This is a genomic window from Mumia sp. ZJ1417 (assembly GCF_014127285.1).
GTDB lineage: Bacteria > Actinomycetota > Actinomycetes > Propionibacteriales > Nocardioidaceae > Mumia.
This window is the reverse complement of the sequence record NZ_CP059901.1, coordinates 1,179,979-1,192,420: the sequence shown is the minus strand read 5'-3', so window position 1 is coordinate 1,192,420 and position 12,442 is coordinate 1,179,979. Positions and strand designations below refer to the sequence as shown.

At 72.1% G+C, this 12,442-nt stretch carries 12 protein-coding genes; 2 read left to right on the top strand and 10 right to left on the bottom strand.

Going from position 1 to position 12,442, the window contains the following annotated elements; genetic code table 11:
* Nucleotides 1–113 precede the first annotated feature (113 nt).
* On the top strand, nt 114–2,054 hold the full coding sequence (locus tag H4N58_RS05665) for a glycoside hydrolase family 3 protein (RefSeq protein ID WP_243845185.1): 1,941 nt from the start codon (nt 114–116) through the stop codon (nt 2,052–2,054).
* Between the two features lie 69 nt (nt 2,055–2,123).
* Here H4N58_RS05665 and H4N58_RS05660 read toward each other — a convergent pair whose 3' ends face one another.
* The 5 genes from H4N58_RS05660 to H4N58_RS05640 form a co-directional block, all read right to left on the bottom strand.
* Entirely contained in the window at nt 2,124–2,837 is a 714-nt protein-coding gene (locus H4N58_RS05660) for a DNA alkylation repair protein (protein WP_208322961.1), read from the bottom strand.
* 1 nt (nt 2,838) lies between these two features.
* Nucleotides 2,839–3,144 carry a hypothetical protein gene (locus tag H4N58_RS05655; protein WP_167007398.1) on the bottom strand — a complete coding sequence of 102 codons (306 nt, stop codon included), beginning with the start codon at nt 3,142–3,144 and terminating at the stop codon, nt 2,839–2,841.
* A 52-nt stretch (nt 3,145–3,196) separates the two neighbouring features.
* The gene (gene ligD / locus H4N58_RS05650) at nt 3,197–4,150 is read right to left on the bottom strand and encodes a non-homologous end-joining DNA ligase (protein ID WP_167007395.1); all 954 of its coding nucleotides are present in this window, start codon (nt 4,148–4,150) and stop codon (nt 3,197–3,199) included.
* 51 nt (nt 4,151–4,201) lie between these two features.
* On the bottom strand, nt 4,202–4,339 hold the full coding sequence (locus H4N58_RS05645; protein ID WP_167007392.1) for a hypothetical protein: 138 nt from the start codon (nt 4,337–4,339) through the stop codon (nt 4,202–4,204).
* A 114-nt stretch (nt 4,340–4,453) separates the two neighbouring features.
* A complete protein-coding gene (locus tag H4N58_RS05640; RefSeq protein ID WP_167252027.1) occupies nt 4,454–5,251 on the bottom strand; it encodes an AraC family transcriptional regulator in 798 nt (265 codons plus the stop codon).
* Between H4N58_RS05640 and H4N58_RS05635 the strand changes: the two genes are divergently transcribed.
* A complete protein-coding gene (locus H4N58_RS05635; RefSeq protein ID WP_167252028.1) occupies nt 5,250–5,525 on the top strand; it encodes a DUF2000 family protein in 276 nt (91 codons plus the stop codon). The two genes, H4N58_RS05640 and H4N58_RS05635, sit on opposite strands and share 2 nt — an antisense overlap.
* Nucleotides 5,526–5,551: 26 nt before the next feature.
* Here the strand turns inward: H4N58_RS05635 and hutI are convergent, their stop codons facing one another.
* From hutI to hutH, 5 genes are all read right to left on the bottom strand, one after another.
* A complete protein-coding gene (gene hutI, locus H4N58_RS05630; RefSeq protein ID WP_167252083.1) occupies nt 5,552–6,682 on the bottom strand; it encodes an imidazolonepropionase in 1,131 nt (376 codons plus the stop codon).
* Between the two features lie 107 nt (nt 6,683–6,789).
* Nucleotides 6,790–7,929, bottom strand: coding sequence for a formimidoylglutamate deiminase (locus H4N58_RS05625; protein WP_167252029.1), 1,140 nt, complete (start codon nt 7,927–7,929; stop codon nt 6,790–6,792).
* Nucleotides 7,926–9,101, bottom strand: a complete 1,176-nt coding sequence (locus H4N58_RS05620; RefSeq protein ID WP_167252030.1) for an allantoate amidohydrolase — start codon at nt 9,099–9,101, stop codon at nt 7,926–7,928. The genes H4N58_RS05625 and H4N58_RS05620 overlap by 4 nt, the downstream gene beginning before the upstream one ends.
* Nucleotides 9,098–10,825, bottom strand: coding sequence for a urocanate hydratase (hutU, locus tag H4N58_RS05615; RefSeq protein WP_167252031.1), 1,728 nt, complete (start codon nt 10,823–10,825; stop codon nt 9,098–9,100). Before hutU ends, H4N58_RS05620 begins: the two co-directional genes overlap by 4 nt.
* Nucleotides 10,822–12,414, bottom strand: a complete 1,593-nt coding sequence (gene hutH, locus H4N58_RS05610) for a histidine ammonia-lyase (RefSeq protein ID WP_167252032.1) — start codon at nt 12,412–12,414, stop codon at nt 10,822–10,824. Before hutH ends, hutU begins: the two co-directional genes overlap by 4 nt.
* Nucleotides 12,415–12,442 lie beyond the last annotated feature (28 nt).

Sequence of the window (12,442 nt, the reverse complement as noted above, 5' to 3'; positions counted from 1 at the left end):
ATATTCGGAGGCCTGAGTATGACGTACGTCACATTCGAGTGGAGGACCTCATGGATGCCAGACCTCGAAGCACCGACGCAGCACCTCGTTCCCGATTCCGACGCACCACGCTGGTGCTCGGTGCCGTAACGGCACTGGTCGCCGGCACCGTCGGCGTCGGCGCGGCCTCGGCGCCGGCCACGACCCCGAGCGGGGCGAGCACGGGCAAGGACCGGGGCACCCTGCCCTACCTCAACCCGCGGCTGCCTACCGAGAAGCGGGTGAAGGACCTGCTCTCACGCATGACCCTGGCCGAGAAGATCGGCCAGATGACTCAGGCCGAGCGGGGCAACGCGACGCCCGCCGACGTGACCGCCCTCGGTCTCGGCAGCATCCTGTCCGGCGGCGGCTCCGTACCGGCCGACAACTCCCCCGAGGGTTGGGCCGACATGGTCGACGGCTTCCAGGACGGCGCGCTCGCGACGCGCCTGAAGATCCCCGTCCTGTACGGGGTCGACTCCGTGCACGGACACGGGAACCTCTACGGCGCGACCGTGTTCCCGCACAACATCGGCCTCGGTGCCACCCGCGACCCGAAGCTGGTCGAGAAGATCTCCCACGTCACCGCCGAGGAGACCCGCGCGACGGGTCCGCAGTGGAGCTTCGCGCCGTGCCTGTGCGTCGCACGGGACGACCGGTGGGGCCGTACGTACGAGAGCTTCGGCGAGTCACCGCGGCTGGTCTCGGAGATGGCCGTCGCCGTCCGCGGCTTCCAGGGACGACCCGGCCAGCTCGACAACGCCGACCGCGTCCTCGCAACGCCGAAGCACTACGCCGGAGACGGCCTCACGACCTTCGGGACGTCCGCTGGCGACTACACGATCGACCAGGGCATCGCGATCGTGAGCCGTGAGGAGTTCACGCGCCTCGCCCTCGCCCCGTACTGGCCCGCGATCAAGAAGTACGGCGCCGGGTCGGTCATGCCGTCGTTCTCGTCGGTCGACTGGACCGAGGACGGGGTCGGCAACCCGCTCAAGATGACCGCGCACACCGAGCTGCTCACCGGCGTCCTCAAGGGCCGGATGGGCTTCGACGGCCTGGTCATCAGCGACTGGGAGGCGATCCACCAGATCCCGGGCGACTGGAACACGCAGGTCCGTACGGCGATCAACGCCGGCATCGACATGGCGATGGAGCCGGCGCAGTTCCGGCAGTTCATCACCGCACTCACCCAGGAGGTCGAGGCGGGACGCGTCCCGATGTCGCGGATCGACGACGCGGTGAGCCGGATCCTGGCCCAGAAGTTCGAGCTCGGCCTGTTCGAGAAGCCGTATACCGACCGTCGAAACATCGACGAGGTCGGCAGCGCGCAGCACCGCAAGGTGGCGCGCGAGGCCGTGGCGAAGTCGCAGGTGCTGCTGAAGAACCGTGGCGACGTCCTGCCGCTGTCGAAGCGCTCGTCGCTCTATGTCGCGGGCAGCAACGCCGACAACATCGGCAACCAGGCCGGCGGCTGGACGCTGACCTGGCAGGGCGGCTCGTACCACCAGTTCCCGGGCACGACGATCCTCGAGGGCATCGAGGACGCCTCGCGCGGTGACGTCACGGTGAGCGAGACCGCGTCCACGCCGGTGCCGAGCGACGCGACGGGTGTCGTGGTGGTCGGCGAGACGCCGTACGCGGAGGGCTTCGGCGACGTCGGTGGCCCGCGCTGGGGCTTCGACCCCGGTGACAACGGGGTGCTGCGGCCGATCAAGGACATGAAGCTGTCCGAGGCCGACCAGCAGGCCGTGGACACCGTCTGCACGCAGGCCGCGGAGTGCGTCGTGATCGTGGTCTCGGGCCGACCGCTGGAGATCGCGCCGGACCTGCTCAGCAAGATCGACGGGCTCGTCGCAGGCTGGCTGCCCGGCAGCGAGGGTGCGGGCGTGGCGGACGTGCTGTTCGGCAAGAAGCGGTTCACCGGCAAGCTCCCGGTGACGTGGCCTCGTACGGTCGCGCAGCAGCCGCTCAACGTCGGGGACGCGGACTACGACCCGCTGTTCCCATACGGGTTCGGCCTACGCACGCGCTGACCCTGAGGGCCCGCCCCCTGATTTGACGCGTTTCCCACCCATCTCGGACGCAACTCGGTGGGGAACGCGTCAAATCGCGGGGCGGGCGAGGTAGGCGGCGCGTTCAGGCTTGTCGAACTTCTCGAGGGCGGTCCGCAGCATCACGCGGGGCATCGTGACCGCGTGCGTGTCGAGGAACCCGCGCAACGCGTCCCGGTCCACGTCGCCGGCGTAGCGCAGCATCCACCCGGCACCCTTGTGCACCAGCGGCTCCGGGTCGTCGAGGAGCAGCGCGCTGATCGCGAACGTGTCGGCCACGTCCTCGCGACCGATGAACGCCGCGGTCGCCACGATCGCCGTACGCCGCTCGGGCCAGAAGTCCGAGCGCGCCAGCGCATACAGCGGGTCGCGCGGGCGCTCGACGAGCCAGCTGCCGACGACCTGGTAGGCCCCGAGGTCGACGAGGTCCCACCCGTCGATCCGGTCGTGGCGGCGCACGTAGAGGTCGTACAGCTCCTCGTGCCGCTCTTCGGTCACCCGCTTGCGGGCCGCCGCCTTGCCCATGATCGAGCAGGCGCCGACCCGGACCTCGCGCACGTCGTGGTCGAGGAGCACCTCGAGCTCGTCGACGGGCATCGCAAGGAACTCCTTGGCAAGGCCGAAGATCGCGCCCATCCGTACGCCGACGAAGGTGTCGTCACCGGGGAAGAACCGCTGGTACTTCACCCGCTGCTCGTCCGTCGCCATCGGGAGCAGCGCCGCGACGAACTGTGCCGCGGAAACGTCCTCGCGTACGGGCGCCACCTCAGGGCTTCGGTTTGTCGTCGGTGGACGTCGTCCAGGCCAGCTCTTCCTCGACCTCGACATGGTCGCTCGACGAACCCGGTGTCACCTTGTCTGCGACCTTGTGAGCAGCATCGGTGACCTTGTCCTTGACCACGGGCGCCTGGTCCTTGACCGTGTCGGTCGCCTTCGAGAAGCCGTCCTGGACCGGCTGGCTCCCGAGGAGCTTCTTGGTCTGCGTGACGATCTGGTCGTACCTCTCGTGTCCGGCCTTGGCCCCGAGGACGTATCCGACGCCGGCAGCGACGAGAAGGGAGAGCTTGCGCATGAGGACTCCTCTCGGTGAGCGTTCCCCTCGACGCTAGCGTGCCCGCGCCCCGTCAGCCACCCTCTTCGGGCGGCACCTGCGCCCCTTCGGCCTCGTCGCGCGCCGCCCACTCCAGCAGGGGCGCGATCGAGAACACGGCCTCGTCGATGCCCGCGTGCAGGTCGCCCAGCTCGGCATAGCGGGCGGGCATCGTGGCGATCGTCAGTGCGGCGGGCTCGACGTCGTCGACCTCGTCCCACCGGATCGGCGCGGAGACCCGTGCGTCAGGGACGCCTCGTACGGAGTAGGCGGCGGCAATGGTGTGGTCGCGGGTGTTCTGGTTGTAGTCGACGAAGAGCTTGGCCGGGTCGCGGTCCTTGCGCCACCAGGTCGTCGTCACCTCGTCAGGGACGCGGCGCTCGACCTCGCGGGCGAACGCGAGCGCGGCGCGACGGACGTCGGGGAAGCCATGCTCGGGCGCGATACGGACATAGATGTGCATCCCGGAACCACCCGAGGTCTTGGGCCAGCCGACCGCCCCGAGCTCGTCGAGGATCTCGTGCGCGACGTGCGCCACCCTCCGTACGGTCGAGAAGTCGCACTCCGGGCCCGGGTCGAGGTCGATGCGCCACTCGTCGGGCTTCTCGGTGTCGGCGCGGCGTGAGTTCCACGGGTGGAACTCGACGGTCGACATCTGCACCGCCCAGATCACGCTCGCGAGCTCGGTGACGCACAGCTCGTACGCGTGGCGGCCGTACCGCGGGAACTCCACGCGTACGGTCTCCAGCCACGGCGGCGCCCCCGCGGGGACGCGCTTCTGGTGGACCTTCGTCGAGGCGACACCCTTGGGGAAGCGGTGGAGCATGCAGGGCCGCTCACGCAGCGCGTTGACGATGCCGTCGCCGACGGAGAGGTAGTAGGTGACGAGGTCGAGCTTGGTCTCGCCCCGCTCGGGGAAGTAGACGCGGTCGGGGTTGGACACGCGGACGTCACGGTTCCCGACCTCGATCTCGACCGCGTCGCCCATGCGGGGATACTCGCACGGGACGACGCGGTCGGGTAGGCGCAACACGACGGCTCAGAGTCGCAGTCCCCGACGACGACGTGCGCGCGGCCCGCGAACGAGGTCGGCGCGACGGTCGTCACCAGGGATCGGGAGCCGCTCGATGCGGTGCTTCATCTCGGTCGTGACCGACTGCTCGGGATCGATGTACATCAGGGTCTCCTTCGCTCGTCCTGATGCCCTCACTCTCGTCGTCTGAGGTAGGCGCTCACATCGGGTGCGCACCCTAGGTTTGGCTTACCAGGTGCCTCAGATTGGTGGGCGGGGCTACCTCAGACGACGGGGTCGGGCACCTACGAAGGCGCCGGGCGTCGTCCCGAGGACCCGCCGGAAGTGGCGCGTGAGGTGTGCCTGGTCGTGAAATCCGGCGGCCACCGCCGCCTCCGCGGCCGGACGGCCGTCCAGCAGCATCCGGCGGACGAGGTCCACGCGGCGGCTCGTGAGGTAGCGGTGGGGCGGGAGGCCGTACGCCGCTGAGAACGACCGTACGAGGTGGCTCGGGTGTGCGCCGAGCACCCGCGAGGCCTCATCGAGCGTCAGGCCGGCGACGACCGCCTCGTCGAGGAGCTCGCGCAGACGGCGGGCCAGCGGCACGTCGGGGGCTGTCGACGGCGCGAGCCTGTGGAGGTGCTCCCGCAGCAGGTCGTGGACCCGGACCAGCTCTGACTCCGCTTCGAAGGCGTCGCCCCCGCCGAGCGCCGCATGGATACGCCTCACCCCGCCGGTGACGTCGGGGCGCGCGACCGTCGGCTGGTCGACGTTGTGGCCGGTGGCACCGAGCGGCAGCCAGGTCGCGTCGAGATAGCGCACGCGCTTGCGGAACGGCCGCCCCTCGCGCGCCGTACGGCCGTCGTGCGGCACGTGCGGCGGGAGGAGCGTGAGGGTCGTCGGCTCGGCGGTGTGGGGATGACGGTCGAGGTCGTACGAGACGGCGCCGGCGTCGATGAGCAGCAGCGTCCAGTCGCCGTGGGTGTGGCTCGGGTAGGCGTGCTCGGTGAACTCGGCGTGCAGCACCTCACGCAGGTGCGGCACGTCGGGTCGCCACGCGCGGACCCGATCAGCCATGCAAAGAACGTACAAGACCCGGTCCAGGTGCTGCGGCGACGCTGTCCGCGAGCCGTACGAGGACGCCGACGGGCAGCGCTACCTGCCGATGATGCGCCAGCCGATGCTCGTCTTCACCGCCGACGCGGAGGGGTTGCGTGGGATCCACGGGGCGGCGCTGCGGCGGGAGATGCCGATGGCGATCTATACGCGGGAGCTGTTCGCGACCGTCGCGGTGCACGGGCCCCGCAACGCGGTGGACAAGACGGTGAAGGGCGCGTCGCTGCACGCGTGAGGGACCGGACGCCTGGCCGACCCGGGTCAGCGGCCGCCGACGAGCGTGCGGGCGACCAGCGGGACGCCGGGCCGGTACGCCAGGTGCACCGCCGAGGGAGCGTCGAGGATCGCGAGGTCGGCACGCGCCCCGACCCGCAGGTGGCCGATGTCGTCGCGACGCAGGGACGCGGCCCCGCCGAGCGTCGCCGCGCCGAGGGCCTCGTACGGGGTCATGCCCATCTCGCGCACGGCGAGCGCGAGGCAGAACGGGATCGACGACGTGTAGCTGCTGCCCGGGTTGCAGTCGCTCGCGAGCGACACGGTGACGCCGGCGTCGAGGAGCCGGCGCGCGTCGGGGTACGGATGGCGGGTCGAGAACTCGACGCCGGGAAGGAGCCCCGCGACGGTGTCGGAGGTAGCGAGCGCCTCGATGTCGGCGTCGCTGAGGTAGGTGCAGTGGTCCACCGCGGCCGCGCCGAGCTCGCAGGCCAGCTGCACCCCCGGGCCGTACGACAGCTGGTTGGCGTGGACGCGCATGCCGAGGCCCGCGTCGCGTCCGGCGGTGAGGACGGTGCGGGCGGCGTCGGCGCCGAACGCACCGTCCTCGCAGAAGACGTCGACCCAGCGCGCGTACGGGGCGCAGGCGTCGAGCATCGGGCCGGTGACGAGGTCGACGTAGGCCTCGGGGGTGGTGCCGTCGGGGACGATGTGGGCGCCGAGGTAGGTGGTCTCGTCGGTGTGCTGCGCGGCGATCGCCAGCGAGCGCGCCTCGTCGTCGACGGTGAGGCCGTACCCGCTCTTGATCTCGACCGTGGTGGTCCCCTGGCGCTGCATCTCGGCGACGAGTCGGCGGACGTTCGCGTCGAGGTCGGCGTCGGTGGCCGTGCGGGTGGCGGCAACGGTGGTGCGGATGCCGCCGGCGGCGTACGGGCGCCCGGCCATCCGCGCCTCGAACTCCGCCGCGCGGTCCCCGGCGAAGACGAGGTGGCTGTGGGAGTCGACGAAGCCCGGGACGACCGCGGCGCCGGCGACGTCCAGCACCTCGTCGGCGGCGGGCGCGTCGGCCGCGTCCCCGACCCACGCGACGACGCCGTCGGCGAGGACGAGCGCGGCGTCCTGGCGGAGCGGGCGCTCGTTCTCCCACGTGACGAGCTCGCCGATGTGGGTGAGGAGCAGCGCTCGCGCACCCCCGCCACCGCTGGTTGAGCCTGTCGAAACCCCGCCACCGCCGGTTGAGCCTGTCGAAACCTCGGCCCCGCCGGTTGAGCCTGTCGAAACCCCGCTCACACGCGCCCCCAGATCGCGGCGACCGCGCGGCGCATCCGCTCGGCGATCTCGTCGGCCTCGTACGGCAGGTCCTTGGGCGGCTCCACGTCCGCGGCCGTCGCGGCCCACAGCGGCTCGACCGCGCCAGCGAGCCGTACGGAGTCGCGCAGCGTCGACGCGTCGGCGCCGGCGAGATCCGGTGCGAACCCCAGCGAGGCGTAGCCCGTCCGCGTCGCCGCCTCCGTCAGCTCCGCCGCGCTCCACGCCCCGCGCGTGCCGCTGACCAGCCGTTCGTGCATCTCCACCGCCCTCGCCTCCGCGAACAGGTCGATCACTGTGTTGCTGTCCGACCCGAGCGTGAGCCGCGCCCCGGCGTCGCGCAACCGGGTCGACGGTCCGACGCCGTCCGCAAGCTCGGCCTCGGTGGTCGGGCAGAAGCACACGTACGCCCGCGCGTCGCCGAGCGTCGCGATGTCGGCCTCGGTGAGATGCGTGGCGTGAACCGCCGTCGTGCGGGGCGTCCAGGCGCCGGCGTCGGCGAGCAAAGCGACCGGGGTATGGCCGGTGGCGGCGAGGCAGTCCTCGTTCTCCCGCGGCTGCTCGGAGACGTGGACGTGCAGCGGCGCCTCCGGGAGTGCGGTGGCGACCGTGCCGAGCTGGCCCGGCGGCACCGCCCGTACGGAGTGGATCGCGGCGCCGACCACGACGTCGTCCGCACCGGCGTGGCGGGCGGCGAGGTCGCTCACGCGCAGCGCCCAGGCCTCGGCGTCACCGTCGGAGAAGCGCCGCTGGACCCCCTCAACAGGCCGCCCAAACCCCGCCGCGAGATAGCACGTGTCGAGCAGGCAGATCCGCAGCCCGACCTCGCGCGCAGCAGCGATCAGCGCCTCGCCGGTGGCGTTCGGGTCGTCGTACGGGACACCGTCCGGGCCGTGGTGCAGATAGTGGAACTCGCCGACGACGCCGATGCCCGCGAGCCGCATCTCCGCGTACGTCGCCACGGCAAGGTCGTGGAGGAGGTCCGGGTCGAGCACGCCCGCGACGGCGTACATCTGGTCCCGCCAGGCCCAGAACGTGTCGCCGCCGACGCTGCGCCCGCGCAGAGCCCGGTGGAAGACGTGGCTGTGACAGTTGGCGAGCCCGGGGAAGCCGCTCATGCGAGCTCCCGCACCACGCGTGCGAGTGCCTCGACGCCTGCGGCGCAGTCCGCGTCGTCGGCGTACTCCTCCGGCGAGTGGGACACGCCGGTCGGGTTGCGGACGAACAGCATCGCCGTCGGTACGAAGGCGCTGAGCACGCCCGCGTCGTGACCCGCCCCTGTCGGCAGCAGCGGGGCATCGAGGACCTGCGCGAGGCGTTCACGCAGGTCGAGGTCGAACGCGACCGCCGGGCTCGACGACTCGACCGCGACCTCGACCCGCACGCGTGACGCCGAGGCCGCCTCGCGTGCGTCGATGAGGATCGCGTCGAGCATCCGGGCTAGGGCGGCCTCGTCGTCCGCACGGGCGTCGAGCCAGCCGGTGACCCTCGACGGGATGGCGTTCGCACCGCCCGGCTCGACGGTGATCCGCCCGAACGTCGCCCGCGCGCCCTCCTCGTACGCCCGCCGGGTCGCCGCGACCACGGTGGCGGCGTACGCGGGCATCGGGTCGCGCCGGTCCTCCATCGGCGTGGTCCCGGCATGGTCCGCACGTCCCTCGAAGTCGAGCCGCCACCGCCCGTGCGGCCAGATCGCCGTCGCGACACCGACCGCGTCTTCGGAGTGGACGAGCGCGCGGCCCTGCTCGACGTGCAGCTCGACGAACGCGCCGATGCGGCCGAGCCACGCGCTCCGGCCGACCCTACGGAGGTCTCGCCCGCGGGCGGTCAGGACCTCCGCGAGGCTGAGCCCGTCGCGGTCCTTGAGCGCGAGCGCACGGTCAGCGTCGAGCGTGCCGGCGGCGAGGCGCGAGCCGGCGCACGCGACCCCGAAGCGCGCCCCCTCCTCGTCGGCGAAGCACGCGACCGCGATCGGACGCGAGGGCGTGAAGCCGTCTGCGCGCAGCTGATCGAGCGCCGCGAAGGCGGAGACGACGCCGAGCGGACCGTCGTATGCGCCGCCGTCCGGGACGGAGTCGAGGTGCGAGCCGAGCAGCAGCGCGTCGGATCCTTCCCCCCACCACGCCACCTGGTTGCCGTTGCCGTCCTCCTCGTACGCCATGCCGCGCGCGGCCGCCTCACCGGCGAACCACTCGCGCAGCTCCATGTCGGCGTCGCTCCACGCGAAGCGGCGATAGCCGCCCGTACGGGGATCGCGACCGACGCGCTCGATCGGGACGAGAAGCTTCACGCCTCCTCCATCGGCGCTTCTTCCATCGGCACGCGCACGCCACGCTCGTGCGCGACGTCGCGCGCCCGGTCGTACCCGGCGTCGACGTGCCGCATCACGCCCGTCCCAGGGTCGTTCGTGAGGACCCGCTCGATCTTCTCGGCGGCAAGCGGGGTCCCGTCGGCGACGATCACCTGCCCCGCGTGGAGCGAGCGGCCGATCCCGACGCCACCGCCGTGGTGGAGCGACACCCACGTCGCGCCGGAGGCGGTGTTGAGCAGCGCGTTGAGCAACGGCCAGTCCGCGATCGCGTCGGAGCCGTCGGCCATCGCCTCGGTCTCGCGGTACGGCGACGCGACCGAGCCGGAGTCGAGGTGGTCGCGCCCGATGACGAGCGGCGCGCTCAGCTCGCCCGACGCGACCATCTCGTTGAAACGCAGCCCGGCGCGGTGCCGTTCGCCGTACCCGAGCCAGCAGATGCGCGCCGGCAGCCCCTCGAAGTGGACCTTCTCCCCCGCCTGCGTGATCCAGCGGCGCAGGTGCTCGTCCTCGGGGAACAGATCGAGGATCGCGCGGTCGGTGGCCGCGATGTCGGCGGGATCACCGGACAGCGCCGCCCACCGGAACGGGCCTTTGCCCTCGCAGAACAGCGGGCGGATGTAGGCGGGGACGAAGCCGGGGAACGCGAACGCGCGGGCGTACCCACCCTGGCGTGCCTCGTCGCGGATCGAGTTGCCGTAGTCGAACACCTCCGCGCCGGCGTCCATGAACCCGACCATCGCCTCGACGTGCTTGGCCATCGACGCGCGGGCGCGTGCGGTGAACCCCTCCGGGTCGCGCGCCGCCTCGGCCTTCCAGTCCGCGACGTCGATGCCCTCGGGGAGATAGCTCAGCGGGTCGTGCGCGCTCGTCTGGTCGGTGACGATGTCGATCTCGACGCCGCGCGCGAGCAGCTCGGGGAACACGGTCGCCGCGTTGCCGACCACCCCGACCGACAGCGGGCGGCGGTCCTTCTTGGCGGCGAGGACGCGCTCGACGGCGTCGTCGAGGTCGGCGGTGTACTCGTCCAGGTAGCCGTGCTCGACGCGTCGCGCGAGCCGCGTCTCGTCCACGTCGACGACGAGGACCACGCCCTCGTTCATCGTGACCGCGAGCGGCTGCGCGCCGCCCATGCCGCCGCAGCCGGCCGTGAGGGTGAGGGTGCCGGCGAGGGTCGGTCGGTCGAGCCTGTCACCCCGTCGGTCGAGCCTGTCACCCCGTCGGTCGAGCCTGTCGAGACCCCACAGCTTCCGCGCCACGGCGCCGAAGGTCTCGTACGTGCCCTGGAGGATCCCCTGCGTGCCGATGTAGATCCACGACCCGGCCGTCATCTGGCCGTACATCGTGAGCCCCTCGGCCTCGAGCCGCCGGAACTCGGGCCACGTCGCCCAGTCGCCGACCAGGTTGGAGTTGGCGATGAGGACGCGGGGCGCCCACGCGTGCGTACGGAACACGCCGACCGGCTTGCCGGACTGCACGAGCAGGGTCTCGTCGTCGTCGAGGGTGCGCAGCGTGCGGACGATCGCGTCGTACGCCTCCCAGCTGCGCGCGGCGCGTCCCGTACCGCCGTAGACGACAAGGTCCTCGGGGCGCTCGGCGACCTCCGGATCCAGATTGTTCATCAGCATCCGCAACGGGGCTTCGGTCTGCCACGAGCGGGCGGTGATCTGGGTGCCCCGCGGCGCCCGTACGGGTTCGTGGCTCATCGTGGTGCCTCCTGCTCAGGTCCCGTCCCCGATTCGGGCACTTCCCCACCGATTCGCACTGGTGATTCGGTGGGGAACTGCCCAAATCGGGGACGGAGCGTGCCGGTACGGACGAGGGTGACCGTGGAATCGATCTCGGGGGCGAGGAAGCGGTCCGGGCCGGGCCCGGGGACGTGCTCGCGGAGCGTACGGATCGCCGCGCCCGTGATCGGCGACGGCGCGAGCGGCGCGCGCAGATCGATCCCGCGCGCGGCGACCATGATCTCGATCGCGAGCACCCGGGTGAGGGCGTCCACGGCCCTGCGGAGCTTGCGGGCCGCGGACCAGCCGAGCGAGACGTGGTCCTCCTGCATCGCGCTCGACGGGATCGAGTCGACGCTGGCCGGCACCGCGAGGCGCTTGAGCTCCGCGACGAGGGCGGCCTGCGTGTACTGCGCGATCATCGCGCCGGAGTCCACACCTGGGTCGTCGGCGAGGAACGGCGGCAGCCCGCGGTTGCGCGAGACGTCGAGGAACCGGTCCGTACGGCGCTCGCTGATGCCGGCGACATCGGCGACCGCGATCGCCAGGAAGTCCAGGACGTACGCCAGCGGGGCGCCGTGGAAGTTCCCGTGGGACGAGACCCGCCCGTCCGCGAGGACCGACGGGTTGTCGATCGCGGAGGCGAGCTCGCGCCCCGCGACGAGGGCCGCATGGTCGAGCGTGTCGCGGGCGGCGCCGTGGACCTGAGGAGTGCAGCGCAGCGAGTACGCGTCCTGGACCACCCCGTCGCCGTGCCGGTGGCTCGCCACGATCTCCGAGCCGGCGAGCAGCGTCCGCAGGTGCGCGGCCGACGTGGCCTGCCCCGGGTGCGGCCGCAGGGCCATCAGCTCCGCGGAGAACACCTGATCCGTCCCGAGCTGGCCCTCGATGCTCATCGCGGCCGCGAGGTCGGCGGCGTCGAGCAGGGCCCGCACGTCGTGAAGCGCGAGGACGAGCATCCCGAGCATCCCGTCGGTGCCGTTGATGAGCGCGAGGCCTTCCTTCTCGGCAAGGACGACGGGGGTCAGCCCGTGGTCGGCGAGCGCCTCGGCCGCAGGGCGTACAACACCGTCCTCGCTGACCTCGCCCTCCCCCATCACCGCGAGGGCGCAGTGCGACAGTGGCGCGAGGTCGCCGGAGCAGCCGAGGCTGCCGTACTCGCGCACCACGGGCGTCAGGCCCGCGTTGAGCATCGCCGCGTACGCCTCGGCGACCTCGAGCCGCACGCCGGTGTGCCCGCTGGCCATGGTCGACAGGCGCAGCAGCATGAGCGCCCGTACGACCTCGTCCTCGACCTGCGGGCCGGTGCCGGCCGCGTGGGAGCGGATCAGGCTGCGTTGGAGCTGCGTGCGCTGCTCGGCCGGGATGTGCCGTGTCGCGAGCGCGCCGAACCCCGTCGAGACGCCGTACACCGGCTCGTCGGAGGCGGCCAACGCCTCGACGTGCGTACGGGCGGTCTTGATCGCGGAGCGTGCCTCCTCGGACAGGGCCACGCGGGCTCCGTCGCGGGCGACGGCGACGACGTCCTCGGGGGCGAGCGGCCCGGGGCCGACGATGACGGTGTGCATGGGTCCATTCCACGGCGCGGGCGTGCCG

What these genes read in the sequence shown, in the direction of transcription:
- ligD (WP_167007395.1), bottom strand. Translation starts at nt 4,150, where the DNA reads ATGGGCGACGCGGTCGAGATCGAGGTCGGGAACCGTGACGTCCGCGTG.
- H4N58_RS05655 (WP_167007398.1), bottom strand. Translation starts at nt 3,144, where the DNA reads ATGCGCAAGCTCTCCCTTCTCGTCGCTGCCGGCGTCGGATACGTCCTC.
- H4N58_RS05625 (WP_167252029.1), bottom strand. Translation starts at nt 7,929, where the DNA reads ATGAGCGGCTTCCCCGGGCTCGCCAACTGTCACAGCCACGTCTTCCAC.
- hutU (WP_167252031.1), bottom strand. Translation starts at nt 10,825, where the DNA reads ATGAGCCACGAACCCGTACGGGCGCCGCGGGGCACCCAGATCACCGCC.
- H4N58_RS05645 (WP_167007392.1), bottom strand. Translation starts at nt 4,339, where the DNA reads ATGTACATCGATCCCGAGCAGTCGGTCACGACCGAGATGAAGCACCGC.
- H4N58_RS05635 (WP_167252028.1), top strand. Translation starts at nt 5,250, where the DNA reads ATGCAAAGAACGTACAAGACCCGGTCCAGGTGCTGCGGCGACGCTGTC.
- H4N58_RS05640 (WP_167252027.1), bottom strand. Translation starts at nt 5,251, where the DNA reads ATGGCTGATCGGGTCCGCGCGTGGCGACCCGACGTGCCGCACCTGCGT.
- hutH (WP_167252032.1), bottom strand. Translation starts at nt 12,414, where the DNA reads ATGCACACCGTCATCGTCGGCCCCGGGCCGCTCGCCCCCGAGGACGTC.